Source organism: Arthrobacter sp. 05T47 (assembly GCF_056395825.1).
Map to the genome: position 1 here is coordinate 18,221 of NZ_JBFTKG010000002.1, position 25,515 is coordinate 43,735.

The window sequence follows — 25,515 nt, forward strand, 5'->3', positions numbered from 1 at the left end:
GGTGCGTGGAAACTAGCGCTGAATGGCTAGGCCGCGCCGTGGGACGGGGCAGGAGTAATGACGTGGCTTGATTCGGTGCGCTGAGCACTCAGAAATATCGCATTCATTGCTTCCACCTCCCCATCGTTTGCCGGCCTGCTGTGGCCTGCTGTGGCCTGCTGTGGCGTCCGCGGCCGGGCGGTTTCTACAGAATAGCCAAGGCGCCCGCGCCTGGCCAGCAATTTAGCCGGAAAGTTTTCCGTTCAGCGGCCTCTCGCGGTACAGACGCAGTCCGGCATCCACCAGCGACACTCGGTTCAGCTCGGCCACCGCATCCAGCGGAATCCAGGCCGCGTGGGTGGTGCTGCCATTTACTTCGTGGCGCAGTTCCCCGCCTGTGATCGTCGCCTCGTAGACGAGCCGGAGCGACTGGAAGTCCCGCTCGCCGCCGTCGAGCCGGACCTCCGACGGCCAGTGGCCGACGTCGATGCCCAGCATCACGCCGACCTCGGCGTTGTAGCCGGTTTCCTCGTGGATCTCGCGGCGGCAGCCGTCCACCGGGTGTTCGGCCAGGTCCAGCCCGCCGCCGGGCAGCGTCCAGCCCTCGCGGCCGTCCTGCTTCCAGTACGCCAGGAGGATCTCGGCATCACGGATGATGACAGCGTAGGCGGCGGGCCGGGTATCGAATTGCATGCTCATCCCTCCAGCGTAGTAGCCGGAGGGATTCGCTCCTGCTACTGCTGTTCGGCCACCAACTGGAGCACTCCAAAGACGGGTTCCTGCTCCAGGACCCGGACATCGGTGATCCCCGCGGCGGCAAGTGCCGCGCGGAAGGACTCCTGCAGGCGCGGCACGTTCATGCCGAGCCCGCCGCCCAGGATGACGGGACCCTCGAGGCCGAGCTGCCGGACGGTCTGCGCGGCGAGCTCGGCGAGGTCGCTCCCGGCCTGGTCCATGAGGGCCTGGCTTGGCGCGTGGCCGGCGCCGGCAGCTTCCACCACGAGCCGGGCCTGCTGGGCCCAGAAGCGGCGTCCGGTCGCGGGCGAGTGGAAGAGTGCGATCAGCATGTTGGGGTGGTCCACACCGCAGGATGCCAGCAGGGCGCTGCTGAGTTCGTCCGGTTCCAGCCCCTGGTTCATCCGCCGCAGGCTGTGGCGGACGGCCTCCCGGCCCAGCCAGTAGCCGCTGCCCTCGTCGCCGAGCAGGTAGCCCCAGCCGCCGGCCCGGGCTTCCCCGCCGCGGCTGTTCCTGCCCCACGCCGCCGAGCCAGTGCCGGCGATTACTGCGACGCCGGTGCTGGCGCCGCCCGCAGCAAGCAGCAGACGGGTGTCGTGGACCACCGTGATCCGCGCGCCGGGCACGTGGGGGGCAATCAGTGCCGCGAGGGCCGCGGCGTCGTCGTCAGTGTCGATCCCGCCGGCTCCGACGTAGACCTGGGCGACGTCTCCCCCGCCGATCCTGGCGAAGAGTTCTGCCAGGTTGCGGGCCGCTTCCTCGGGCGTGACGTTCTGGACGTTGGAGCTGCCCACTGATTCGTCGGCCACGGGCGCGCTGTTTTCGAACCGGACGCCCCGGGTTTTGGTGCCGCCGATGTCCAGGCCAATCACGGCACCCGTCACCGCAGCGTCGGATGGCATGGTGGAAGATGGAACGGAGTCCGCCGCCGGCGGCATATCAGTGTTAGTCACTCGAACAGGTTACTGAATCGCTGCAAGGAGCCCGCATTGCCCTACGATCTTGTCGGCACACCCGTCATCGCGGCGCCCATGGCCGGAGGAACTTCCACGCCGGCGTTTGTCGAGGCCGTGCACCGCGCCGRCGGGCTGGGCTTCCTGGCGGCCGGGTACAAGAGCGTGGGTGCCATGCAGGCGGATATCCGGGCTACCCGGGCGTCCGGAGCCCGGTTCGGCATGAACGTCTTCGTTCCGGACCCGGCCCAGCTGCCGTCGCCGGCATCGGTGCTGGCGGAACTCGAGGACTACCGGCTGCAGTTGGTGGCCGATGCCCGGCGTTACGGCGTGGAGCTCCCGCAGCTTCGGCTCGATGACGATGACCAGTGGCAGGGCAAGATCGAGGCCCTGCTGGCGGACCCGGTGGAGCTGGTGAGTTTCGCCTTCGGCCTCCCGGGTCCCGACGTCGTCACCGCCCTGCAGCGGGCGGGCTCGGCGGTGCTTGCCACTGTCACCACCGTGGCCGAGGCCCTGCAGGCGGCAGACCAGGGGGTGGACGCACTCGTGGTGCAGCACGCGAGCGCCGGCGGGCACAGCGGGGCGTTCCTTCCGGCCTTGGGATTGCAAGCTGGCGGATCCCAGGCCAGCGGATCCGAGGCGGCCGGCACGACGGCGGAGCTGGTCGCCCAGGTGCGGTCCGACGTCGGCCTCCCGCTGGTGGCCGCGGGCGGCATCATGGATGCTGCGGGGCTCGATGCTGTGCTGCGCGCGGGCGCGGTTGCCGCCCAACTGGGCACGGCGTTCCTCCGCACTGATGAAGCCGGCACCCGGCGGCTGCACAAGGATGCCCTGGCCGATCCGCATTTCAGCCGGACCCGGCTGACCCGCGCCTTCACCGGCCGGCAGGCCCGCTCCCTGGAGAACGAATTTGTCCGCGACCACCCCGAGGCACCTGTTGGCTACCCGGCCATTCACCACCTCACGGCCCCCATCCGGGCCGCGGCCGCCGCAGCGGGAGACGCGGAGCGCCTGAACCTGTGGGCGGGCACGGGCTGGCAGCAGGCCCAGGCCGGCCCCGTGGCCGACGTCGTGCGCGGACTGCTCGCCGGCCGCTGACGCCCGACGCACCCACACACACCGACACACCGGCGTCGAAATCGCCGGAAGCGTGCGAAACCGCGGATGTCTTACGGCGATTTCGCACGCTTCCGGCGACCTCAGCGGCCTGGGCGGCCTCAGGGGCTTGGGCGGCCCCGGCGCACAAGTCGGCCCGGCTCAGCCTGCCGAGCGTTCGCGCACGAAGCCTGCCAGGAGCGCAGGCCCGTCGCGCAGCACGAGTTCGCGGAACAGGCGCACGGAGTCGGGCTCGGCATCGGCCCTGGCATTCCGCGAGACCGGCTCCCGCCACGCCAGGCCGATCTCACGGAACGCCAGCGCCGAATCCAGGGCAATCTCCACCCACCCCGGCCCGCCGTCGTCGGCTCCGGTCCCGGTCCCGGGCGACGGGTCCTGGCTGTCTGGTACGGCTCTGCCGGGTGCGGAGCCTCCCGGCGGCAGTATGCTGACGCCGAGCCCGGCCGAGACGAGTCCACGGACGGTGTGCGAGTCCTGGCTCTCGAAGGCAATGCGGGGGCGGAATCCGGCCTCCCGGAACAACGCATCGGTCAGCGAGCGCATGCCATAGCCGGAACCCATCGCCACGAACGGCTCCTGCCGGATCTCGGCAACCCGGACCCGACGGCGGCCGGCCAGGGGATGACGGTGGTGCACCACCAGGCGCAGAGGTTCCCGGTAGAGCGCGGCCGAACTGATGGTTCTGCTTGGGGTGGCAACGGGCGCGGTCAGGGCCAGGTCTGCGGAACCCGCGGCCAGTTCAGCCAGGCAGCCGTCCCGTGCGCCCTGGCTGAGGTCAAAGGCTGTCTGCGGGTGCCGGCTCCGGAACGCACTGATGAGCAGCGGCAGCATCGCCTCGCCGAAGGTGTGCTGGAAGGCCACGGCGACCCGGCCGCGGACCACTTCGGACTCGTGCCGGACAAGGTCGAGTCCTGTCTGGAATTCACCCAGGGCGGCGTCTATGTGGGGCAGGAGAGCCTTCGCCGCCGGCGTCAGCCGAACGCCGCGGCCGTCCCGGACCAAGAGCTCCGTCCCCACGATGGCGCTGGCACGCGCAATGGCACGGCTCACCGTCGACTGCGGCACACCCAGGAGCTCGGCAGTCTCGGTGATGTGCTCCGTCCGCCCGAGTTCTGCCAGCAGCGGCAGGAGGGGCAGCAACTGCACGAGCTGCTTGTGTTCGACGTCCATGCGGCCTCCGCGGCATCGTTCCATATTTGCTATCTATTCTATGGAAATGATGCATTGGAAGCATCCCTTGGACACGTTCTAGCCTGAGGGTATGCCACGCTTTTCCGCACGCTCCAGTGCCGGTCCCAGTCCCGTGGCCAATCTCGCGGCCGCTCCTGCAGCTGGTCATAAGGCCGGCGCTGCTGCGTGGGCCGGGCATCCGAAAGGCTCCGCGGCCTACCGCCGGATTCTCGCCGGGCTTGCCTTTGCCGGCGTCGCGACCTTCGCCCAGCTCTACTCCACCCAGGCGGTCCTGCCGCTCCTGGCGACGGACTTGAAGATCTCGGCAGCGGAGGCCGCTCTGACGATCTCCCTGGCGACGGTGGGGCTGGCCCTGACCGTTCTGCCATGGTCCTTCCTGGCTGACCGGATCGGCCGCGTCCGGGCGATGATGTGGGGCATCTCGGCGGCCACTGTCCTGGGCCTGCTGGTCCCCCTGGCCCCCAGCTTCCCCGTGCTGCTGTGCCTGCGGATGCTTGAGGGAATGGCCCTTGGCGGGATCCCCGCCATCGCGATCGCCTACCTCAACGAAGAGGTCAACAAGGCCCACGCCGCGCTCGCTGCCGGGAGCTATGTCGCCGGGACCACGTTGGGCGGCCTGGCCGGCCGGCTGGTCGCCGGGCCTGTCGGCGAACTGTGGGGATGGCGGGCCGCCGCCCTGGCCGTCTCCGTCCTGGCTACCGGCGCGGCTGTCCTGTTCCTCGTCCTCGTCCCGCGGGCACAGGGATTCACCGCCGCGTCCGCGGCCGGATTCCGCGGTGCCATGGCCACCCTGGCCGGGCATGCCCGCAATCCCCGGCTGCTGGCACTCTACGTCCAGGCGTTCCTGCTCATGGGCGGTTTCGTGGCTGTCTACAACTACCTCGGTTTCCGGCTGTCCGGGGAACCATTCAGCCTGCCGGCCACCGCAATCAGCCTGATCTTCCTGGCCTACCTCTCCGGAACCGTCTCGGCGCGCTGGGCAGCCGGGCTGACCTCCCGGTTCGGCCGGCGCACCGTCCTGATTGCCGGCACCGCGCTGATGGCGGCCGGCCTGGCCCTGACGCTCACGCAGCTACTGGCCCTGATCCTCGTGGGACTGCTGCTGTTCACCGCCGGCTTCTTCGCGGCCCACAGCATCGGCTCGGGCTGGACCGGCGTGATCGCCACGACAGGCCGCGCGCAGGCCGCCTCGCTGTACAACCTCGCCTACTACCTCGGCTCCAGCGTGCTCGGCTGGGCCGGCGGCCTGATCTTCCAGGGGCTCGGCTGGACGGCCCTCGCCCTGACGGTCATCGGACTGGCATGCGCGACGGCGGCAATCACCGCCGTCGCGCATCCCGCCTCGGCGCCCGCAGCCGGACCTGCCGCTCCCGCCGCCGGCAAGGCGGCGGCAGGAACCGGCAAGGCGGCATCAGGGAACGCGGCGATGTCCGCTTAGACTGCCGCGTCCGGCTCGGCGCCGGATCCGGTTAGGCGTCCAGTCCCGCTACCGGGTCGACTCGATCGCCTGCACGAGATCCGCGACAATGTCGGCCGGGTCCTCCAACCCCACCGAAATCCGTAACAGGCTGGCGTGCGGCTTCGCCGCGGCCTCGACCGGCCTGTGGGTCAGGCCGGCCGGGTGCTGGATCAGGGTGTCGATCCCGCCAAGCGAAACGGCGTGCGTGATCATGCCGACGGCGGCCGGGATCCGCTCGGCGTGCTCGGCGCTGGCGAGCTCGAAGGCCATGAGCGATCCCGGCCCGGACATCTGCGTGCCGACCAGGCCCTGCGGATCGCATTCAGCCAGTCCCGGGTAGTAGACCCGCTTCACGAGCCCGTGCCCGGCCAGGGCCACCGCGACCTTTTCGGCGCCGCCCTGCTGGGCGCGGACCCGGACAGGGAGCGTCGCCAGGCCGCGGTGCAGCAGGTAGGCAGGCCACGGGGTCAGGATCCCGCCGGTGACGGCCCGGACCTGGCGCAGGCGGACCGCCCATTCAGAGCCTGCCGCCACCACGCCGCCCATCGCGTCGCCATGGCCGCCCAGGAACTTCGTGGCGCTGTGCAGCACCATGGCCGCACCATGTTTGAAGGGCTGCTGCAGCACCGGGCTGGCGAACGTGTTGTCCACCAGGAGCGGCACTCCGTCCGCGTCGGCGGCCACCCGGGCCATGTCCACGAGCTCGAGGGTCGGGTTGGCCGGCGTCTCCAGGATCACCAGGCCGGTATCCGGACGCAGCGCACCGCGGACGCCCTCCGGCGTCGTGAAGGTGACCTCGTTGCCCAGGACCCCGGAGGCGAGCAGGTAGTCGCTGCCGCCGTAGAGGGGCCGTACGGCGACAACATGTTTCTTGCCCGCCGCAACCACAGCGAGGAGCACGGCGCTGAGTGCCGCCATGCCGGTGGCAAAGGCGACCGACTCGGGCGTGCCTTCCAGGACGGCGACGCCTTCTTCGAAGCGTGCCACGGTGGGGTTCCACAGCCGCTGGTAGACGGTGCTTTGGCCTTCGGCATGCGACCCGCCGGTGGCCATGTGCTCGTAGGCCAGGCCGCCGTCGTGCACGGACGGCAGCGGCGCAGTCGTGGACAGATCGATGGGCACCGCGTGCACGCCCAGTTCCGTGAGCCCGTTCCGGCCTGCGTGGACCGCCAGTGAATCTTGTGAAAGCACCCTAACTCCTTACGAATATTCGCCATTGAATTCCGCAAGTATCTGGCAATAATTCGAGCTTTTGTAGAGGTTCTGAATGGAACTGTCGGATTATGCCGTTTATGATGAACGGACAACCCAACAAGGAGGATCCGTGAGCAGCAGTGCGAAGAATGTTCGGCCGGGAGCCAGCGAGCCGCTGGACGCGATCGACGAGCGCCTGCTCGCTGCCCTCGTCGCGGACGCCCGCATCTCGAACAAGCAGCTGGCAGAGCTCGTGGGGATCGCGCCGTCGACCGCGCTGATGCGCACCCGTGCCCTGTCCGAGCGTGGAATCATCGAGGGCTTCGAGGCCAATCTGAGCCTGTCCGCGATCGGGCGCTCAGTCCAGGCGCTCATTGCTGTCCGGCTCCGGGCCCACGACCGCGAGCAGATCGACCGCTTCACAGCCCGGGTGCCCAACCTCCCGGCAGTGCTCTCGACGTTCCACACGTCCGGGTCAGTGGACTACCTGCTGCACATCGCCGTGGCCACCACCGAGGACCTGCGGGACTGGGTGCTGGACAACCTGGCCACCGACCCCGTGGTGGGCCACACCGAGACCACGCTGGTTTTCGACCACATCCAGGGCAACCACGGCCCGCTGCCGTAACAGCGGGCAACGGCGCACTCAGGCCTGCCGGCGCAGCGACGTCCGCAGGGTGACGGCGGCCAGTGCCAGCGCGGCGGCAGCGCACACCGTGACAAAACCGGCGACGGCGCTCTGCAGCCCCACGGCCCCGGCCGCGAGCCCCAGCCCGATCACCGGCAAGGCGCTGCCGAGGTAGGTGATGACGTAGACGGTGCTGATGATCTGGGCATGCCGGGCGGCCTCCACCTTGCCGGCGACGTCGTTGAACACGGTCCGGAAGGCCACCCCCTGCCCCACGCCGGCCGTGATGCTGGCCAGGATGAGCAGCCACGGGCTGCTCCAGGCGGCGGCCGCGGCCATCAGCAGGACGGAAAAGCCCAGGACGGCCAGGCCGGCGGGGACGGCAAAACGCCCCCGGATGGCCAGCAGCTGGCTCAGGGCTGAAGATCCCAAAGTCAGCCCTGCCAGCAGGCCGATCAGTGGCCGCGAGTCGGCGTGCACGATCTGGGCGAAATAGCCCGGTGCGAGCGAGAGGCAAAAGCCGAAGACCGTGAAGCTCAGGAAGCCCACCGAGGAGGCCAGCCAGAAGGCCCCCCGCGCGTCGCTGGAGACCGACGGCCGCCGCGGCGCCAGGACGCGCAGCGGCTGGGGGCCGGCATGCAGGCTGATGGCGGGCCGCGCCTTGAGCAGGTAGAGGGGCACCAGAACTGCGGCGAGGACGAGGGAGTGCACGTAGTACGGCGTCGACGTCGGGCCCGGCAGGAGCGAGAGCATGCCGCCGATCGCGGGGCCCGCAGCAACTCCCCCGGCCGAGGCCAGGAGCGTGAACCGGGACGCCCACTCGGGCCGGCTGGGCAGGAGCTCGCGCAGGGCAGCCGAGCTGGCGCCCGTGGCGAGCGCCACCGCCACACCCTGCAGCGCGCGGCCGGCGCAGAGCGCCACGAGGCTGCTCGCGGTGGCGAAGACAAAGCCGCCGGCCAGACCCACCAGGACGGCCAGTACAAGGGCCGCGCGGCGTCCAATGTGGTCGGACCAGTGACCGGCAAGGACCAGGGTGGCCACCAGCGCAAGGACGTAGGCGGAGAACGCCACCGTGACGTCGAGCGCCGTGATCCCCAGCTTTGCCTGCAGCAGGGGGTAGAGCGGCGTCGCCAGGTTCGCGCCGACGAGCAGCGTGAAGATCACTACTCCGGCCATCACGAGCCGTGCGGTGGTGGAAGCGTCCCAACCCCAGCGGTCAGCTGTGGCCGGGCGCATGCGGAGTTCACTGAAGACTGTCATGTCCGTGCCCTTGCAAAGTGCAGGGCCGGGCTTTCCCTGTTGTGGGGGAACCGCCCGGCCCGGTCGAAGATTGGTACCTACAGAATGCGGCATCAATGATCTTCACGGCCAAGTTTCGTGCCAAAATTGAGCAAAACAGTCAATCTCTGACTGTCGAAGTGAACCGGAGTGATGATTTGAACAGTCTGGACCCGACCGACCTGAAGATCCTGCTGGAACTGATCCGGGATCCGCGGATCCAGATCGGCGAGCTCAGCGATGTCCTGGGCATTGCACGGAACACCGCCCAGTCGCGCGTGCGGCGCATGCTGCGCTCGGGGTTGCTGCACGACGGCGGCCGCGAGATCGACCTGGAGGCGGTGGGATACGACGTCGTCGCGTTCGTGACGATCGAGGTCAACCACCGCGAGCTCGACGGCGTCGTAGGGGCCCTGCGGCTGATCGCCCAGGTCCTGGAAGTCCACGAGATCTCCGGGCGCGGCGACGTATGGTGCCGCGTGGTGGCGACGGACACCCACAACCTCCAGGCGGCACTCCGCTCCATCCTCCGGATCAAGGGAGTCATCCGCACCGAGACTGTGCTGGCGCTGCACACCCATATCCCCTACCGAACCGAGCCGCTGATCAGCCGGCTCGCCCAGGGCAACGCGCTGGCTCCGGGCCGGTCCGCCCCGCGCCGGGCCGGTTCCGCTGAACATCAGGTGAACGAAGGATAATGTCCCGGTGACTATCATCGACAACGCCGTCTACGTTGACGGAATCCGCAGCGCCGAACCGCGGAACCTCGAGCAGACTTTCGAGACCCTCACCGAGCGCGGGGGCATGGCCTGGATCGGTCTCTACCGGCCCACGCCCGACGAAATGGCGGCAGTCGCGGCCGAATTCAACCTGCATGGGCTGGCGGTGGAAGACGCAATTTCTGCCCACCAGCGGCCCAAGCTGGAACGCTACGACGACAACCTGTTCACAGTGCTCCGGCCCGCCAGGTATCTGGACGAGACGGAGACGGTCGAGTTCGGCGAACTGCACGTGTTTACGGGCCGAAACTTCGTGGTGACCGTCCGGCATGCAGAGACGAAAGTGGTGGGCCAGGTCCGGCGGCGGATGGAGAGCCGACCCGATCTGCTGCGCCACGGGCCCGAGGCCGTCCTGTACGCCCTCATGGACCAGGTGGTGGATGACTACGGACCCGTGGTGGCCGGGCTGGAAAACGACATCGACGAGATCGAGGACCAGCTCTTCAGCGGCGACCCGCTGGTCTCGCGGCGGATCTACGAACTCGCCCGGGAAGTCATCCATTTCCAGCGCGCCATCCACCCCCTGCCGGCAATGATGCAGCAGCTCCGGCGGGGCTTCGAAAAGTACCGCGTCGATTCGGAACTGCAGCACAGCCTGCGCGACGTCGAGGACCACGTGGAGCGGCTGATCTCGCGTGCCGATTCGTTCCGTGACCTGCTGCAGAACGCTCTCACGCTCGATGGAACCCTGACCGCCAACCGCCAGAACGAGGCCAGCGCGGAACAAAACGAACAGGTCAAGAAGATCTCCTCCTGGGCCGCGATCTTCTTCGCGCCGACTTTCGTGGCCGGCCTGTACGGGATGAACTTCGACAACATGCCCGAACTGCACTGGTCACTTGGCTACCCAATGGCGATCGGACTCATGGCCGCCACGGCGGGGCTCATGTACGCCATCTTCAAGCGGAAGGGCTGGCTCTAGCCAGATGCGCCGGCCTTAGCTGGACGCGCTGGCTTTAGCTGGATGCCCGGCGGTCCCGGACCTGGACCATGAGCCGCCGGAACGCGAGGATAAAAACGACCTCGATCAGCACCATGAGTCCCAGCAGCAGCCACTTGCCGCTTTCGATGAAGACGATGGCGCCGGTCAAGACCAGGAGGCTTCCCAGCGCGAGGGAGTAGACAGCAAATCCGAGGGCAACCCGGGCGCTGCGGACACCGGTCCGGAAGCCGAAGCCCTGCGGTTCCCCGCCGGGGTAGCCGGCAACCCGGTCCGGGCCAGCGGGCTTGAGCTGGTCGAACTCCTCCCACGGGTCGCGGTCCTGCTCCTTGTTGGTCATGTTCTTATTATCTCGCGGACCGGATCGTCGCGCCGCTGAGACCGATCCGATGTGAGCAACACTTTTCGCCAACGCATCGACGACGGAACGACGGCGGCGGCCCGGACCAATGGTCCGGGCCGCCGCTTCAGTGATGTTCGGGCTAGTCGTCGTGGCGGTGCTCGCCCGAGTCACCGTGCCCGTTGGACTTGCCGTGCCAGTCAGACTTGCCGGTGTGTTCGCCTCCGTGGTCCTCAACGTCGGAACGGTGTACGGAGGCGTTGGCCTGGCCGGCGGCACGGTGCTCTGCGGCGTTCTGGTGTGCCCATCCGCCGTTGCCGTTCGAGGCATGGGACCCATCGGTTTCAGGCGCGTCGGCCGCGTCATCTTCGGAAGCCGCCGGGGCCGCCGGGGCGGGAGCCGCGGGTGCGGGTGCGGCTGGAGACTCCGGGGCCGCCGGGGCGGGAGCCTCAGGTGCCGGTGCGGCTGGAGACTCCGGAGCCGTCGGGGCAGGAGCCTGGGCTGCGGGTCCCTGTTCTTTCGAGCCTTGATCATCGGCGCCCTGATCATCCGCACCCTGATCATTGGCGCCCTGATCTCCCGCACCCTGATCGCCGGCTTCCTGGTCATCCGACTCAGCCGGATCTCCCGGCTCGGCGGATTCCTCGTCGCTGGATTCCCGGCCGTCCGCTCCCGGAGTCTCCGACTCAGCCGGATCTCCCGGCTCGGCGGATTCCTCGTCGCTGGATTCCCGGCCGTCCGCTACTGGCTTCTCCGACTCTGCCGGGTCCCCCGGCTCAGAGCTCGCGGTGCCGGTCGACGTCGTGGTCGACGTCGTTTCAGCCGGAAGATTGCTGGTCGCTGTGGCAGCCGTCGCGCCGGCGCCGCCGGTGACAACGACTGAGGCCACTACTACGGCCTTGCCTGTGGTGCCCAGCGCGCTGAGCCATCCGATGATTCCTGCCATGGGGAATTCCTTTCAAAAGCGGGTAGAGAGACCACTGCCGTCCCCCATCGGCAGCCAGCGCTACACTACCGCCCAGAATCCCCCGTGTTGTGGCCCTTCGACCGCTTCCGCCGCATCCTGATCAAATGCTGAGCAAACACTGAGCCTGCGTTCACTTGCGCGTTGTTTTAGGCGGCGCGGACTTCCACCTCGCCGGCTTCCGCACCGTCGCTGCCGAAGACCAGCTGCCGGTTGGCGATTTTCTCGGTGAAGAACCGGTCGTGGCTGACCACGAGGACTGCCCCGGGGAAATGAAGCAGTGCCCGTTCCATCACCTGGGTGCTGGACATGTCCAGGTGGTTGGTGGGCTCATCCAGGAGCAGCACCGAGGCCCCGGACAGCAGGCACTGCGCCATGGCGACGCGTGCTTTCTGACCGCCGGAGAGGTTCCCGATCTTTTGCTTGAGGTCAGCCTCGGAGAACTGGAACATCGCGAGGAACCTGTTGACGGACTTCTTCGTGGCGCTGAACGCCAGGCTGTCCGGCAGTGCGTTGACCGCGTGCGAGACGGTGTCGGCGTCGTCGAGATCCTCCAGCATCTTGTTGTACGAGACAAAGCCCGGCCCCTTGGCCCAGACCACATCGCCGGAATCCGCCGGTTCCTCGCCGGTCAGCACTTTGAGCAGCGTGGATTTGCCGCTGCCGTTGGAGCCCAGGACCACAATCCTGTTGCCACGGCGGATCTCAAAGCTCAGGTCCTCAAACAACACCTTCTCGCCAAAGGACTTTCCCAGCCCTTCGACCCGGCAGAGAATATCCTTCACGTGCAGGCCGCCATAGATCTCCGTGACGATCTGGTCGACGGGCCGGGGCGTCCGCGCTTTCTTGATCTTGGCCAGCTGGTTCCCCAGCCCGCGGCTGGCGGCCTTAGCGGCCTCGCGGCGGTCAGCGATGCCCTCCGCTTCAAAGGCCAGGAGCTCGGACTCATGGACGAACTGCGCCTCGAGCGTCTTGAGCCGGAACTGCTTCTGGACAACGTACTCGGCGAAGTTTCCCGGGTATTCGTGCAGGTGGAAGTTCTCCACCTCGATGATCCGGGTGACCACGGCATCGAGGAACTTCCGGTCGTGCGAGACCACGATCGCGGCCCCACGGAAGTCGCGGAACCAGCTCTCCAGCCATTCGACGCCGGCGACGTCGAGGTAGTTGGTGGGTTCATCCAGCAGCAAGACGTCCGGACCCTCCAAGAGGATCTTGGCCAGGGCGGCGCGGTTGCGCCACCCGCCGGAGAGTTCGTCAATCGCGCACGCGCGGTGAGCCTCGCTGAACCCCAGCGTGGTCAGGACAGTGTCGATCCGCCGCTTGTAGTCCCATCCGTCGAGACGGTCCATGTCCTCGAACAGCTCGGCCTGGCGGCTGATCAGCCGGTCCAGCTCTGCTTCGGCGGGGTCTGCCGCAATGGCGGCGTCGATGGCCGCCAGCTCGGCCTCGGCAGCCTTGATCTCGACGAAAAGGCCGTCAAGGACCTCGAGGATGGTCGCCTCGCCGTCCAGCTCGGAAAACTGGGAGAAGTACCCCACCCTGGTCCCCTGCTCCACGCTGACCGTTCCGGAATCCGGGGAGACGTGGTCCAGGATGAGCTTGAGGATGGAGGTTTTCCCGGAGCCGTTCTTGCCGATCAGGCCGACCCGGTCCCCGGCTTCGAGGCGGAAGAACGCCTCGCGGAGGATCTGTGTGTTCTCGAAACGGACAGCGACGTCGTGGAGCCGGATCAGGCTCACTGCTGCGCGAGCCGGTTGCGGACGATTTCGCTGACAGCCTTGCCGTCAAAACGTCCGGCCACCGTGGCGGTGACAGGCTTCATCACTGCCCCCAGCTGACGCATGGAAAGCTCGACGCCGTCGGCCTTCAGGGCCGTGATTGTCTCGTCCACGATCGACTCGACCTCGGCTGCAGTGAGCGGCTTGGGCAGGTAGGCCTCGATCACCTCTGCCTCGGCGATTTCGGCGGCGGCACGCTCGGCTTCACCGGCTTCGGTGTAGATGCGGGCCGTGTCGCGGCGCTTCGCGGCTTCCTTTTGCAAAAGGGCTGTCACCTGCGCGTCGTCCAGCACGATGGGCGTCTTGCCGGACTTCTCGCGGGTTTCGATCTCGCCCAGGACATTGCGCACAGTGGTGAGGGCTACCTTGTTGCGGTCCTTCATGTGGCTCACGACGTCGGCGTGCAGGCGTTCTTTCAGGGTGGTCATAGTTCTCCTCGTGTTACTACCAAGGCTAGCGGCAGAACCCGTTGGCACCGATCGCCGAGATAATCCGCTGGGCGTCCTCATCCGAAACCGCCGGGACGTCCCCGCCGCTGAACTCCGCCTTTGCAGCGGCGATGAGCTGTTCGGCCGGCGACAGCCCCAAGAGGCGGCCGCACAGGCCGCGGGCCTTGTCGACTGCCTGGTCGCTTTGCAGGCGGGGGTTGATCCTGGCGAGCGCGGCCAGAAGCGCTTCCTTCTGGGCCGGGTTCGGTGTGGGAAGCGACGCCGACAGGCCAGCGGACGGGGTCCCGGCCGACGGCCCGGGGTTCGGGGAGGCAGGATCCGGCGAGGTAGAGCAAGAGGCAGTCAGTAGTAGCGTCAGCACGCCAAGCGCGATCGCGGTGGTCTTCATGGATAGTGGCCCTGTCTGCACTCTGGATGTCTGCACTCGATGTCAGCTGCGGATTCGCCGGCTTAGCCATCCTGGTTCTCGCCACCCAGATTGCTGCGTCGGCGCGGCCACGGCGCCGATCACGTATGTACTCACGATCTCATGAAACCCCTCCCCCCTTCGTACCGAAAGGCCGGTGCCACAGTGCCCTTGGGCTGTTCCAAATACCCAAGGAAGGGCGTAGCGTGACCCTCGTCACATTTGGTTGAGGAATCGCATCGGCCCTTCGCTCCGAAAGAGGGAACCCCCATGGATCGCCGGACATTTCTCACTGCTGTGTTGGCTGCCCCGGCCGCGGCCGGGACGAGTTTCGCAGCCTCGGGACCGGTCCCGGCCCCGTTCGCACCTTCGACTACCCACGCGGCTTTATCCTCACCCCGGGCCCTCAAGGGCGCAGCTCACGGCGGTGACGATGCGCTGGCATTGAGACAGATCCGAAGTCTGAACGCCAGCTGGTACTACTCCTGGGGATCGGCGTATACGGTCACTACGAGCCCGGCCTTTGTCCCGATGGTCTGGAGCGCCAATGCCTTAATCCAAAAGGACGCCCTCGGCGACGTGGCCAGACAACTTCCAGCGACAAGGACCAAACACCTACTCGCATTCAACGAGCCGGACCACCCAGGCCAGTCCAACATGTCAGTCGATGAGGCCATCCGGCTGTGGCCCCACCTTCAGTCCACGGGCCTGCGGCTGGGATCCCCCGCCACCGTCGGCGTCAGGAGCCCGTGGCTGGAACAGTTCATGGCCCGGGCGAGGCAGGCGAACCTTCGCGTCGACTTCATGACAATGCACTCCTATACGCCGCCGAACCCGGAGAGCTTCCTCGCGAAGGTCCTGTACTTGCATTACAGGTATGGACGTCCGATCTGGGTAACGGAATTTGCTGTGGCCGACTGGTCGGCATCCCCCGCACGGCCGTCCAGGTACACTACCCGGGAGGTCGGGTATTTCATGCAGGCTGCGGTCGCCGGCATGCGCCTGATGCCCTTCGTCGAACGGTTTGCGTGGAAATCCCGGGAACCCTCAGACCCCGCCATGGGCCCGTCCGCTCTCTTCAAAACGAACGGCCAGCTGACATCAATCGGGAGGCTTTACGCCTCACTTTGATGTCCCCAGCCCAGGAAGTGGCGGCTACTTGCCGGAGCTGTCCTGCTCATCCTTACGGGTGGGAAGCACGAGGAGGGCGTCACCGACGGCTCGCTCCGCGCCGCCGGAAGGGGTGTTCAGGACCGTTCCTCCGGCAACGGCCGTTGTTGATCCGCCGCCGTCGAGGTTGATCGCTTGAACCATGCCAAGTGACGAGGCGACGTCGGCCTCTTCCTTCAGGCTCAGACCCAGCGAGGCGGTAGAGCGGCCGTCAGCGGTCACCAGCAAGGTTTTCCCCTGGGCATCAGTGCCGGCGAAAGTCCGCGGGTTCCGTTTGTGGACCCAGCCGTAGTAGAAGCTGTTCCCGTCGTGGGGGTGGACCATGCCGTCACGCTTGGCAGTGACGTGTTCCTGACCATCCTTGACCAGCAGCGGACCGCCATTGACCACGCTGGTGGACTTGTCTGTCCGGAGAGTCTTTCCGTCCTGGCCAAGCAGGCCGGTGCCGATTTTCAGCGTGGCGCCCAGCGGGGCCAGTGCGCGGAGCCGTGCTGTGTCGGTCCCGGTGGCCTGGACGGTGTGACCACCGGCAGGCACGGCCATGCCGCGCGTCTCGGCGACTGAAGTGACGATGTTGTGGCTGTCCACCGCCACTTCCACGCCCGGACCAGCCGGGGTGGAGGTTCCGAATTCGGGAGTGAACGTCACGAGCTCGTTGGCATTGGTGCAGGTGACGTCGTGGAGTGCGAGCGGGGTGGGCAGGTCGTTGGCTCCGCCGCAATTGCGGATCAGGCCCGGGACACGGTCGATGCCGTCCAAGGTCGCCTCACCGGACGCGGAGGAGACGGAACCGGCCCAGGTCAGCCGCTTGATGCTGGTGCTGTTCTTGTTGCCGTCAATGACCAGGGCCGGTCGGTCTGCGATGGGTTCACTAAGGGTCTGGCCATCATAGACACCCACTCCGGCCGGGTCACCCTCGGCGCCAGCCGCCGGGTCGAAGACGAAGTAGCCTGCGTTAACCGCAGCGATGGCGCGCGCGTCCCTAGCCAGCTCGCTGGTGGTCTCCCGCTTCTCCAGATCCGGGCCGAACGTGGCGGACAGCTGGCCATAGTATTTCTCCGGATCGATGGTGATGACCTCAAGCTTCCACGGCCCGCGGTCCTTCGCGCTTGTGCCCACATCCCCGTCCCAGCCGGTATAGATCACTGAGGAGGCTAGCCCGGCCGCCTTGATCCGCGCGACAACCGCGTCTCCGTCGGCCTTGGTGGCGAGGTGACCGGCGCGGACCCGGTACCCAAGGTCGCCGCCGGCGTCGGCCAGCTGCGGGGACTGGACATGTTCGATGCGGGCGTCGACTCCGTTCGCCTTGAGTTTCTCGGCGACGCGCTCCGCGGTGGCCTGGCTGGAGAGTGCCGAGGCAGGCGCGTCAGGATCCGGTGAATCGGAAGGGATGGCCACTTCGGCTGTCCATAAGAATGAAGAGTCCGAGGCGCCGCGGCTGATCCTCGTCAGGGTGACGCCCGGCGCGAGCGTCGTCAATGTCCGGTTTTCCGGCAGGACAGCGGCGCCAAGGTTGAGGTGTGGGCCCTGATTGGCCCGGGTGTCTACACTCTGGCCGTTGTCCGCCAGAGTAGGTCCCACGGGGCTGAGGAACGCAAAACAGCCCGTGAGAACCAGGGCGGCGGTCAGGGCGCTGCGGTGCTTTGGTGAGGCTTTCATGCGTCCACCGTAGACAAGCGGGCAGGCGGAATCCGCCCATTCCATCCGCGGTTGGCCACCTGTTGGCCGAATCTTGGCGGCCCGTTCACGGCCGCCGTGGTCGACTGCGGGCACAGAGAGCACGCCGCATCGGCCTCGTCGCCTGCCATTGTCCGGGCCCCGGCTTAGGCTGGTCGCATGCCGCCAACGCCTGCCCCTGCTCCGATTCCGGTTGAAGTCATCCTCCACCCAAGTCCGGCCGAGTGGTGGCAGATTGTTGCTGCCCTTGCACCGGTGGCGGTCCTCATAGCGGCAGCCGTCGGAGCGTTCATGGCCTGGCAGACGCTCCGCCAGAAGGCCACTGCGGACGACCGGGCCGAGTGGTGGAAACGGACGCAATGGGCACTTGACCGCGCTCTGGATGAGGAACAGGACATCAAGGCCTTGGGGCTGGCAACGCTGGGTGTGCTTGCCCGCAGCGAGTTGGCCCGGAACGAGGAACTCGAACTCTTGGACATCGCATGGAAGTCCGTGAACGGGCCTGGGGACATTACCGACCACGTCCCGGCGAAAGTTTTCTCTCCGACCGCCTCGCAGCACCGGGTTCAGGTCGCCGCCGCCAGGCTGCGCTGGACTCTGGATGAGCGCCTTGGACGGCCAGCACCAGCCCGGACCAAGGCCCTTGCCCAGGAGGAGCTCTAGCCGCTCCCAGCCCTGTCAGGCATCCAAGTCGAGGACCAGGATGGTGGCCGCGCAGACGCATTGGGCGCCGCATTCGGGGCACAGGTAACCGGCCGCGTCCTGGTCGTCCGCCCAGAAGGCAGGAATGGTGGCCACTTGAGCGAATCCGGCCCGTTCCAACATCCTCAGAGAAGATTGCTGCGGATCGGCTGAAACCCATGACGCGGACACTACATAGCGGCAGCCGGAAGCCTTCAGAAAGTCGATGCTGGCCGCGAGCATGTCCGTGCCGAGGCCCATGCCGCGGGCTGTCGGAGCGACGACAATGGATTTCAGTTCACCGACCCCGTGCACGTCCCAGCCGGCCTCGATGCCGGCACGGCTGAGCCGGTCGCGCAGCGCATCGACGCTTTCCCGGCCCAGGACGCGGGCCGTGGCTGCGCCAAGCAGTTGGCCTGGGCGGTTTCGGGCCCGGACGAGGACTCCGCGGCGGCCCCCCGTGAGCTCGGCCAGGTCACTTGGGCGGACGAATCCAGAGCCGAGGGATTCGTTCAAGAGGGCTGCCGTTTCGGTGGCCACGGCGGGCCCAGGGGCGCCTACATGCAGGTTGACGTTCGACGCCGTCGGGGTCCTGGTCGCAGTGATTGTCATGTTGCTCCTTGGTTGACGGGTGGCCGCGCACCGTGGCGGCGTCTGGGGCAGGCAACACTGCCCCGGACGGCCCGGTAGCACTGCCGGGGCGTTCTGCGGCTGTTGCGGCTATGAATATTCCAGGCTGAGCAGCATCGTCTTGAGCTGAGCATAACGTCCGGTTGCCATCCAGGCTTTCGCGGCGGCCGGTGACGGAAAGGCCTGCTCGGACGGCGAATCGGTGAGGACGACGTATGCGTTCATGATCCTGTCGGGCAGTGCGATCTGGTTGGAACCCGAAGAGTCGATTGTTGCCAGGAATTCCTTGGCATTCCGGACATCCATGAAGTAGTAGTAGCTGCCGTCCAGATACTGGTCATAGGCGAAACCGAACTCACCGGCCTCCCCCACGGTGTTGGTGATGCCTGACACCGGGCTGTGGTCCAAGACGGTCCGTTGGACCGGGGCGACGGCGCCGTCGCCGTACTTGCCGCTGTAAACCCGGGCCAGAACTGCGCCGGACGCGTCCTTGACGGTCGCTTCGAAGGAGATCTTCTGCTCTTCGGCGTTGTTCACCGGACCGGGCTTGACCGTGACGGACCAGTCGGCCATGTAGGTGAAGGAAATGTGGCCGTCCGGGAACGTGAATGTCTCCATAGGCGCAGATTGGCGGGTCTCCGGTGCCTGCGTCTGAGGCGGCGCGCCCGTCTCACTGGCAGCCGGCGCCGAGGCGGCGGTTGACGCGGTTGTGGCTGTCGCGGAGGGCGACGGCTCCACGGTGGCTGCCGACTCAAGCAACTGCGTGGCGTTCGGCTCCGTGCCCGCCTGAGGAACGGCACACGCCGAGGCAGTGAGCAGGAGGCTCGTCAGGGTAGCGGCGGCCATGAGGCCTGTGAGCTGTCTGTGGTTCCGGATCATCGTCACTCTCCCCCAAGAGTACGGAAGCTGCCGGCAATGGCCGCGGCTTTGCCGCAAACCTAACATGCGAAGCCGCTCCGGAGCCCGCTTTCCGGAGAAAGTTCTTTGCCATATTCGGCCGCAAGGCTGACACGCGACCCTAAGCATGCTTATGGTAGTGGTGCGCGAACGGATGGCCTGCAGCCGCGGGCCGCATGGCAGAGGGTCCTTGGGGGACCCTCTTCGTGTATCCGGGGAACCGAGGGACCCAAGCCGCACGCATGGTGCCCCTGAAGATCACTGGCAGAAAGTCCGCGAATGGGATCCGGGCAACGTGGAGGCTCTTAAGAACGGCACCAGAGAATCCCCGAAATCGGTGGAGCTAAGGAGATTCGAACTCCTGACCTCTTCGATGCGAACGAAGCGCTCTACCAACTGAGCTATAGCCCCGAAGCAACGCCGGTCCTGAGGGAACGGCGTTGCCGGTGTCCCTAGGCTACAAACTATCCGCGTTGTTTTCCAGCCAGCCCCGGAATGTCTCGTTGCCGTGTCGTGCGTCCGGTACCAAATTCAGCCCCTCGCGAAGGTAGCGGCCCATCGGCCCGGGCAACGGCAGGCGCACCAGTTGGCCCTTCACGCCCCTGGCCCGCTTCCATTCACGGGCAAAGTCGGCCATGTCCTTGGACTCGGGACCGCCGAAGTCCAGCACCCGGTGCGGCGGGCCCGCCGCTGGAACCGGTGCCGGCTCCAGCGCGGCCTCCAGGAGCATCCCAGCCACGTCAGCCGGCGACGCGGGCTGGAACCGGCTGCCCCGCACCACGGGGATGATCCGAATTCTGGAGCCGGCGCCGAACATCATCGCCAGCAACGAATGAAACTGGGTGGCGCGGAGCACCACAGTCTGAAGCCCGGACAGCTCGTAAACCTGTTCTTTCGCAGCCTTCGACCGGTAGAAAGCTGCGCTGCTGCGATCGCAGTTCACGATGGACAGCATGACGGCCCTGGCCGTCCCGGCATCCTGGGCGGCGGCCAGAAGGCGTGCGCCGCCGTCGGCGAAGTTCTTCCGCGCCTTCCCGGAGCGTCCCTCCAGGCAGTCAATCACGACGTCGGCGCCCCCCACGGCGGTCGCCACGCCTTCGCCCGTCGTCACGTCCGCGCGGAAGTATTCCGCTCCCCCGACCCGGCCGGAGGCGCCTGCGGGCGGCGGGTTGCGGCTCAGGACCGCCACGGAGTGTCCTGCGTCGACGGCCTGCCGCACTACCTCGCGGCCCACTTGCCCTGTTCCGCCGGCCACGCAGATCCTTGTCATGACCCGAGGCTACCGCAACCAACCGTGGCGGCTACGCTTCGGGGAAAGGAAAACCCCGGGCAGCCATCGGTGGCTGCCCGGGGTGAAAACTTTTCAGAGGGACCGGATCAGGCGCGGCGCCGCTGGAGGACATCGTCCAGGTTGCTCAGGGCGCTCTGGGCCTTGCTGAGCTGCTTTGTCTCGGAATCCTCTGCGGTCCGCGGATCGGACGCGGCCGGCCGCGCGGAGGCCTGCTTGAGCGAGGGCTTCCCCAGGGCTTTCGGCGCCTCGGGGAGGTCGAGGGGCATGGGGGCCGCCCGCTCGGCCTTCGGCGCTTCGACGTACGTGGGCCTGGGAACGTCGACTGGCTCCCAGCTGGAATCCGCAGCAGTTGCCACCGTTTCGGCTGCCACAGCGGCCGAGGTATCCCCCGAGGCTGCGGCCTCGGCGAGGGCGGCCTGGCGGAGCTCCAGCGCGGTCAGCGGCCTGGGAGCAGGTTTCTGTTCCTGGGTTGAGGGGCCCGCTTCGGCGTCGAAGAGAGGGCTTTCCGGCCGTGCGCCGGGACTCTCAGCAGGCCGGGAGGGGGTTTGCTCGGGCCGTGAAGACCGGGCGGTGGTACGTTGCGGGCCGCCCATTGCTGCGCGGAAGGCGGCGTTCATTTTTCGCCGGCGGTCACGGACAGCGAGACGGCGGAGCATGGCCACGGCGGCGACAGCGCCCAGCAGGGCCGTCACCGGCAGCCAGCCGGACCCCAACCCGAAAAGTCGAAGGGCCCCGGACACGACCCCCGTGAGCAGGAACATCAGGCCGGCCATCGCAAGCACCAGCCGCCCCCACCGAATCTTGAAGGCCGGAGAAGCACCGGCAATAGGCGTCGCCACTCCGGGCGCGCCAGTACTGACCCGGCTACCAGCGAAGCCGCTGGCCGGTTCTGCGCGCTGGGTGCTGATCATGGGTTTCTCCTGCTGCGCCGCCATTTTCATAACCTTCCCCGCATGTGGATCTGCTGGTTCCATGTCAATGACGTCCGCCAGGAATTCGCCCGCAGGCTGCAGCTGGTGGCGCCCGTTCCGGAGAACGTAAGGCGCCACCCACACGATCCAGAGCGCAACAGCAATGACAAGTATCACAGAGCTGCTAAGAGGGAAGTCCACACTCAAAACCGTATGAGGTATATGGGGTACTGCCCCGCATTGTCAGGGGTGTGTCGCGGGCGTGGCGGCGGCTGGGCTCCGGCCGGGCGTCGTGGCTGGTCAGACGGCACTCACGGGCTCAGGCCTGGCGGGTTCTCAGCCACCGTGCGAGCAAGCCTTCCGGCACTTCCTCAGCCGTGAGTGCGAACGTACGGTGATCGGCCCATTCGCCGTTGATATGCAGGAATCTGGGCCGGTATCCCTCGTCCCGGAACCCGAGTTTCTCCACCACCCTCAGGCTCGGGGCATTCTCCGGCCTGATGTTGATCTCCATGCGGTGCAGGCCGAGGGTGCCGAAGCAATAATCCGTTGCCATGGCCACGGCGGTGGGGGCTATCCCGTGGCCAGCCCGTCCCTTGTCGACCCAGTAGCCAAGGGTCGCCATCATGGCCGAACCCCACACGATCGAGGAGACAGTCAGCTGCCCTACGATCACCGGCGCTTGGTGGCCCGGCGTCCATTCGGCGATCACGAAGGGCAGGGCCGTGGCCTGCGCAGCCTGGACCTTGAGTGAGCGGACCATTTGCCGGTAGTCCGGCAGCCCACCGCCGGGCACCGGGTTTGATGCCTCCCAGGGGGCCAGCCACTCGCAGTTACGGGACCGAAGTTCTGTCCACTCCCTGCGGTCCCGGTACCGGATCGGGCGCAACACGATGTCGCCACTCTCCAGAGTCACCGGCCAGTTGAAGCTGCCCCCCACGGGAGTTACTTGGTGAGGCTGGGGGCCAGGCTGGACGCGAAGCCAGGCAGCCATTCGCGCAGGCCCGGGCCAAGGTCATCGCTGTCGCAGGCGAGCTGGACACATGCCTTGAGGTAGCTGAGCTTGTCGCCGGTGTCGTAGCGGCGGCCGCGGAAGACCACGCCGTATACGCCGTAGCCCTCGCCGGTGCCGGCCGCGAGTTCCTGCAGCGCGTCCGTGAGCTGAATTTCTCCGCCACGTCCGGGCGCGGTGCGCTCAAGCACTTCAAAGACGGCCGGGTGCAAGACATAGCGGCCAATCACGGCCAGGTTGGACGGGGCGTCCTCGACGTCCGGCTTCTCCACGAGCTGGTTGATGCGGACGTAGTCCTCACCGCCGATCGCCTCGATGTCGGCGCAGCCGTATGCACTGATCTGGGACGGATCCACCTCGATCAGTGCGACCACGGACCCGCCGGTCTTGGCCTGGACCTCGATCATGGTGCTGAGGAGTTCGTCGCGGGCGTCAATGAGGTCATCGCCCAGGAGGACGGCGAACGGCTCCTGCCCGACGTGCTGCTTGGCCCGGAGGACGGCGTGGCCAAGGCCCATGGGATCGCCCTGGCGGACGTAGTGGATGTCACCGAGGTTGCTGGCGGCCTGGATGGACTCGAGCTTGGCCGTGTCGCCCTTCGCCTTCAAGGTGGACTCCAGCGCCGGCACGCGGTCGAAGTGGTCCTCCAACGCCCGCTTGTTACGGCCGGTGATCATCAGGATGTCGTTCAGGCCGACGTTCACGGCCTCCTCAACGACGTACTGGATAGCCGGTTTGTCAACGACGGGGAGCATTTCCTTGGGCATGGCCTTAGTAGCCGGAAGAAACCTAGTACCAAGGCCCGCGGCGGGAATGACGGCCTTGCGAACGGAAGCGTTGGGTGTATTCACTCGACTAATCTAACGGAGGGACCAATCATTGCGTAATTCTTAATCGAACCGCCGGCGGACCTTCCCCCCGGCCGTCGTGGCCGCAATAGGCAGAGGACGGGCCAGCATGGCGTCAAAAGACCAAATACGCTCCAGCCACCGGGCGAAGCGTTCCGAACTCCCGGTGGCCGAGCTTGATGCCGCCGCGGTGGGCATCGCCCGCCATGGGCTCCAGTGGGCCTCGGCGCTGGCCGGCGGCCGCCGGGGCACCTTCGCGGCCTACCTCGGCGTGGGCACCGAACCGCCCACACTGCCGCTGTTGACGGCCCTGACCGACGCCGGACACAGGGTGCTGCTTCCGGTGTGCGAGCCCAACCTTGGGCTCAGCTGGGTCTATTGGACCCCGCAGTCAGTGTTTGTCCGGAGCAGCTTCGCCCCCATCCAGGAACCTGTCGGCGAGCGCCACGGCACCGCCGTCATGCGCGCCGCTACCGCAATCATCCTTCCGGCCACCGCCCTGGACTTCTCCGGCAACCGCATCGGGCAAGGCGGCGGCTATTACGACAAGTTCCTTGCCGCCCTGTCCGCCCTGTCCCTTTCATCCGGGGAGGCGGCCGGCGAGGCGTCCGACGCCGCGGCGCTGCCGACTGCCGCCGTCGTCTATGACACGGAGGTGCTGCCCGCGGACAGTATCCCCGCCGAGTCGTTCGACCGTAAGGTCGACGCGGCGCTGACCCCGGGCGGAATCATCCGGCTCGGCTGATACCGGCCCGGTGGATGGGGGTTCAAGTCAGGGTGATAGAATTGGCACTCAGGCCCTGCGACTGCTAAGCACGGACCCCGCCGGTAACCATCCCGGCAGCGGTCACGACTCGACAGCACGGGACCTGCTCGTTTGTCCCAGAGTGAGGATTTCCAGTGCCCACGTATGCATACGCCTGCAAGGACTGCAGCCACGCCTTCGAGATCGTGCAGTCGTTCAGCGACAACTCCCTGACGTCCTGCCCCGAGTGCCAGGGCACGCTGCGCAAGAAGTTCAACAGCGTCGGCGTCGTGTTCAAGGGCTCCGGGTTCTACCGGAACGATTCCCGCGACACCAAGGGCAGCACGGTTTCCGCTGCTCCTGCAGCACCTGCGGCCACCCCCGCACCGGCTCCGGCCCCCGCGGCGTAAAAGGCCCACCGGACCGACGCCGCTGCCGTCGGGTCCCCCTCAGGCTAGGCCTGCCTCATCGCTTGGACGCCTGCGAATTTGTCCACATAGGCCACTTCGAGGCTCTCGCCGCCCTCCGCGGGTCCGTAGCGTGGCGGCATGGCCCTTTCCCTCAGTCCGCTGTCCCCTTCGTCGTTCTGTTTGCCCTTCGCGACGTGGGGCGGGTTTCCCTACGCGGCTTCGCCCGGGATTTTTTCCACACGGTCGCGGCGACGGCCCGCCGAGGACTCCGCACGCTGGAACCGCACCGGGATCCGCGCTGCCCGCCTTCCGTCGGCCACGTTGTCCACGGCCGGCCGCTCCAGTCGGAGCCGGAACGGCCCCGGCAAGCCCCGCAGTCAGCAACCGCCTCGCGGCCGTCCGTCGCGGCGCCGCCTGCGCAGCTGGCTGAACCGGAATCGGCGGCTCTTTGCCTCGCTCCTGTTCTGCATCCCCGCCGGCCTTACGGTTCAGCAACTCACCCCCGCGCCCGCCGAAACTGTTGTTGCTTTCGCCGCGGCGTCGGATCTTCCCGCGGGGAAGACCCTGGGACCCGGCGACGTCAACCGGATCAGCGTGCCGCCCGGCATCGTGCCTGCCGGCAGCCCCGGCAGCGAGACCGCGTTCGAGGGAAAACAGCTGGCTGCGCCGCTGCGGAAGGGCCAACTCCTCACAGACGCCCAGGTCCTCGGCCCGGGCCTGCTCGCCGGAACCCCGCCCGGCTCCGCTGCGGTGCCGCTGAGAATGGCTGACCCTGCCTCGATCCAGCTGGTCTCCCCCGGACAGCTCGTCAACGTGGTGCTCACCGGTGGCAACGGCTTTGAACAATCCGCCGAAAGCCAAATCCTCGCTGTTGCCGTCCCGGTGCTCTGGACATCCGCGCAGGGCGGCAGCGCCGGACCGTGGCCAGCCAGCACGGAGGCTGAGGGGCTGGTGGTCGTAGCGGCGTCGGCAGACCAGGCGCGAAGGCTGGCGGGCGCTTCTACCCAGGGCAAGCTGTTCTTCGTGCTCGTGGCGGCCGCGCCGGGCTAGG

Annotated in this window: 27 protein-coding genes and 1 tRNA gene; 10 read left to right on the top strand and 18 right to left on the bottom strand. The window is 67.4% G+C overall.

The genetic code is table 11. The annotated features are described in order from the left end of the window. Nucleotides 1-222: 222 nt before the first annotated feature. Both AC1DEY_RS02160 and AC1DEY_RS02165 read right to left on the bottom strand, forming a co-directional pair. Entirely contained in the window at nt 223-678 is a 456-nt protein-coding gene (locus AC1DEY_RS02160) for an NUDIX hydrolase (RefSeq protein ID WP_476866581.1), read from the bottom strand. Between the two features lie 35 nt (nt 679-713). After that, on the bottom strand, nt 714-1,616 hold the full coding sequence (locus AC1DEY_RS02165; protein ID WP_476866813.1) for an N-acetylglucosamine kinase: 903 nt from the start codon (nt 1,614-1,616) through the stop codon (nt 714-716). Nucleotides 1,617-1,703: 87 nt separating this feature from the next. On the opposite strand from AC1DEY_RS02165, the gene AC1DEY_RS02170 reads away from it, so the two are divergent. Further along, entirely contained in the window at nt 1,704-2,765 is a 1,062-nt protein-coding gene (locus AC1DEY_RS02170; RefSeq protein WP_476866582.1) for a nitronate monooxygenase, read from the top strand. A 159-nt stretch (nt 2,766-2,924) separates the two neighbouring features. On the opposite strand, the gene AC1DEY_RS02175 is transcribed toward AC1DEY_RS02170, so the two are convergent. Further along, entirely contained in the window at nt 2,925-3,953 is a 1,029-nt protein-coding gene (locus tag AC1DEY_RS02175) for a LysR family transcriptional regulator (protein ID WP_476866583.1), read from the bottom strand. A 91-nt stretch (nt 3,954-4,044) separates the two neighbouring features. Between AC1DEY_RS02175 and AC1DEY_RS02180 the strand changes: the two genes are divergently transcribed. After that, complete coding sequence (locus AC1DEY_RS02180; protein ID WP_476866584.1) at nt 4,045-5,412, top strand: MFS transporter; 1,368 nt, start codon at nt 4,045-4,047, stop codon at nt 5,410-5,412. Between the two features lie 48 nt (nt 5,413-5,460). Here the strand turns inward: AC1DEY_RS02180 and AC1DEY_RS02185 are convergent, their stop codons facing one another. After that, the gene (locus tag AC1DEY_RS02185) at nt 5,461-6,624 is read right to left on the bottom strand and encodes a trans-sulfuration enzyme family protein (protein WP_476866585.1); all 1,164 of its coding nucleotides are present in this window, start codon (nt 6,622-6,624) and stop codon (nt 5,461-5,463) included. A 133-nt stretch (nt 6,625-6,757) separates the two neighbouring features. On the opposite strand from AC1DEY_RS02185, the gene AC1DEY_RS02190 reads away from it, so the two are divergent. Then, nucleotides 6,758-7,255, top strand: coding sequence for an Lrp/AsnC family transcriptional regulator (locus tag AC1DEY_RS02190; RefSeq protein WP_476866586.1), 498 nt, complete (start codon nt 6,758-6,760; stop codon nt 7,253-7,255). An 18-nt stretch (nt 7,256-7,273) separates the two neighbouring features. Here the strand turns inward: AC1DEY_RS02190 and AC1DEY_RS02195 are convergent, their stop codons facing one another. Continuing rightward, nucleotides 7,274-8,515 (bottom strand): MFS transporter, encoded by a 1,242-nt coding sequence (locus tag AC1DEY_RS02195; RefSeq protein ID WP_476866587.1) that lies wholly within the window; start codon nt 8,513-8,515, stop codon nt 7,274-7,276. Nucleotides 8,516-8,691: 176 nt separating this feature from the next. On the opposite strand from AC1DEY_RS02195, the gene AC1DEY_RS02200 reads away from it, so the two are divergent. Both AC1DEY_RS02200 and corA read left to right on the top strand, forming a co-directional pair. Next, a complete protein-coding gene (locus AC1DEY_RS02200; RefSeq protein ID WP_441407926.1) occupies nt 8,692-9,231 on the top strand; it encodes an Lrp/AsnC family transcriptional regulator in 540 nt (179 codons plus the stop codon). Between the two features lie 7 nt (nt 9,232-9,238). Then, nucleotides 9,239-10,234: a magnesium/cobalt transporter CorA gene (corA, locus tag AC1DEY_RS02205; RefSeq protein ID WP_441407925.1), complete on the top strand. Its 996-nt coding sequence runs from the start codon at nt 9,239-9,241 to the stop codon at nt 10,232-10,234. 34 nt (nt 10,235-10,268) lie between these two features. Here corA and AC1DEY_RS02210 read toward each other — a convergent pair whose 3' ends face one another. The 5 genes from AC1DEY_RS02210 to AC1DEY_RS02230 form a co-directional block, all read right to left on the bottom strand. After that, entirely contained in the window at nt 10,269-10,592 is a 324-nt protein-coding gene (locus AC1DEY_RS02210; protein WP_441407924.1) for a hypothetical protein, read from the bottom strand. A gap of 142 nt (nt 10,593-10,734) precedes the next feature. Continuing rightward, the gene (locus AC1DEY_RS02215; protein ID WP_476866588.1) at nt 10,735-11,538 is read right to left on the bottom strand and encodes a hypothetical protein; all 804 of its coding nucleotides are present in this window, start codon (nt 11,536-11,538) and stop codon (nt 10,735-10,737) included. 167 nt (nt 11,539-11,705) lie between these two features. Then, a complete protein-coding gene (locus AC1DEY_RS02220) occupies nt 11,706-13,298 on the bottom strand; it encodes an ABC-F family ATP-binding cassette domain-containing protein (RefSeq protein ID WP_476866589.1) in 1,593 nt (530 codons plus the stop codon). Then, entirely contained in the window at nt 13,295-13,765 is a 471-nt protein-coding gene (locus AC1DEY_RS02225; protein ID WP_476866590.1) for a GatB/YqeY domain-containing protein, read from the bottom strand. Before AC1DEY_RS02225 ends, AC1DEY_RS02220 begins: the two co-directional genes overlap by 4 nt. Before the next feature lie 25 nt (nt 13,766-13,790). Beyond that, nucleotides 13,791-14,174, bottom strand: coding sequence for a hypothetical protein (locus AC1DEY_RS02230; protein ID WP_476866591.1), 384 nt, complete (start codon nt 14,172-14,174; stop codon nt 13,791-13,793). 288 nt (nt 14,175-14,462) lie between these two features. On the opposite strand from AC1DEY_RS02230, the gene AC1DEY_RS02235 reads away from it, so the two are divergent. Further along, nucleotides 14,463-15,323 (top strand): glycosyl hydrolase, encoded by an 861-nt coding sequence (locus AC1DEY_RS02235; RefSeq protein WP_476866592.1) that lies wholly within the window; start codon nt 14,463-14,465, stop codon nt 15,321-15,323. A gap of 24 nt (nt 15,324-15,347) precedes the next feature. Here AC1DEY_RS02235 and AC1DEY_RS02240 read toward each other — a convergent pair whose 3' ends face one another. After that, entirely contained in the window at nt 15,348-17,021 is a 1,674-nt protein-coding gene (locus AC1DEY_RS02240) for a phosphodiester glycosidase family protein (protein ID WP_476866593.1), read from the bottom strand. A 177-nt stretch (nt 17,022-17,198) separates the two neighbouring features. Between AC1DEY_RS02240 and AC1DEY_RS02245 the strand changes: the two genes are divergently transcribed. Further along, nucleotides 17,199-17,702, top strand: coding sequence for a hypothetical protein (locus AC1DEY_RS02245; RefSeq protein ID WP_476866594.1), 504 nt, complete (start codon nt 17,199-17,201; stop codon nt 17,700-17,702). 15 nt (nt 17,703-17,717) lie between these two features. Here the strand turns inward: AC1DEY_RS02245 and AC1DEY_RS02250 are convergent, their stop codons facing one another. From AC1DEY_RS02250 to galU, 7 genes are all read right to left on the bottom strand, one after another. Beyond that, nucleotides 17,718-18,332 (bottom strand): GNAT family N-acetyltransferase, encoded by a 615-nt coding sequence (locus AC1DEY_RS02250; RefSeq protein ID WP_476866595.1) that lies wholly within the window; start codon nt 18,330-18,332, stop codon nt 17,718-17,720. A gap of 108 nt (nt 18,333-18,440) precedes the next feature. Next, nucleotides 18,441-18,968, bottom strand: a complete 528-nt coding sequence (locus AC1DEY_RS02255) for a hypothetical protein (protein ID WP_476866596.1) — start codon at nt 18,966-18,968, stop codon at nt 18,441-18,443. Between the two features lie 617 nt (nt 18,969-19,585). Beyond that, nucleotides 19,586-19,658: transfer RNA gene (locus tag AC1DEY_RS02260), tRNA-Ala, on the bottom strand. Between the two features lie 46 nt (nt 19,659-19,704). Next, the gene (locus AC1DEY_RS02265) at nt 19,705-20,517 is read right to left on the bottom strand and encodes an SDR family oxidoreductase (protein WP_476866597.1); all 813 of its coding nucleotides are present in this window, start codon (nt 20,515-20,517) and stop codon (nt 19,705-19,707) included. A 107-nt stretch (nt 20,518-20,624) separates the two neighbouring features. Then, nucleotides 20,625-21,626 (bottom strand): hypothetical protein, encoded by a 1,002-nt coding sequence (locus AC1DEY_RS02270; protein WP_476866598.1) that lies wholly within the window; start codon nt 21,624-21,626, stop codon nt 20,625-20,627. Between the two features lie 142 nt (nt 21,627-21,768). Beyond that, nucleotides 21,769-22,389: a GNAT family N-acetyltransferase gene (locus tag AC1DEY_RS02275; protein WP_476866599.1), complete on the bottom strand. Its 621-nt coding sequence runs from the start codon at nt 22,387-22,389 to the stop codon at nt 21,769-21,771. Between the two features lie 5 nt (nt 22,390-22,394). Then, complete coding sequence (galU, locus tag AC1DEY_RS02280; RefSeq protein ID WP_476866600.1) at nt 22,395-23,312, bottom strand: UTP--glucose-1-phosphate uridylyltransferase GalU; 918 nt, start codon at nt 23,310-23,312, stop codon at nt 22,395-22,397. Nucleotides 23,313-23,418: 106 nt separating this feature from the next. On the opposite strand from galU, the gene AC1DEY_RS02285 reads away from it, so the two are divergent. The 3 genes from AC1DEY_RS02285 to AC1DEY_RS02295 all read left to right on the top strand — a co-directional run bounded on the left by AC1DEY_RS02285 (nt 23,419) and on the right by AC1DEY_RS02295 (nt 25,514). Further along, on the top strand, nt 23,419-24,054 hold the full coding sequence (locus AC1DEY_RS02285) for a 5-formyltetrahydrofolate cyclo-ligase (protein WP_476866601.1): 636 nt from the start codon (nt 23,419-23,421) through the stop codon (nt 24,052-24,054). A 155-nt stretch (nt 24,055-24,209) separates the two neighbouring features. After that, entirely contained in the window at nt 24,210-24,464 is a 255-nt protein-coding gene (locus AC1DEY_RS02290) for an FmdB family zinc ribbon protein (RefSeq protein ID WP_476866602.1), read from the top strand. Between the two features lie 138 nt (nt 24,465-24,602). Beyond that, nucleotides 24,603-25,514, top strand: coding sequence for an RcpC/CpaB family pilus assembly protein (locus tag AC1DEY_RS02295; RefSeq protein ID WP_476866603.1), 912 nt, complete (start codon nt 24,603-24,605; stop codon nt 25,512-25,514). Nucleotide 25,515: the final 1 nt, after the last annotated feature.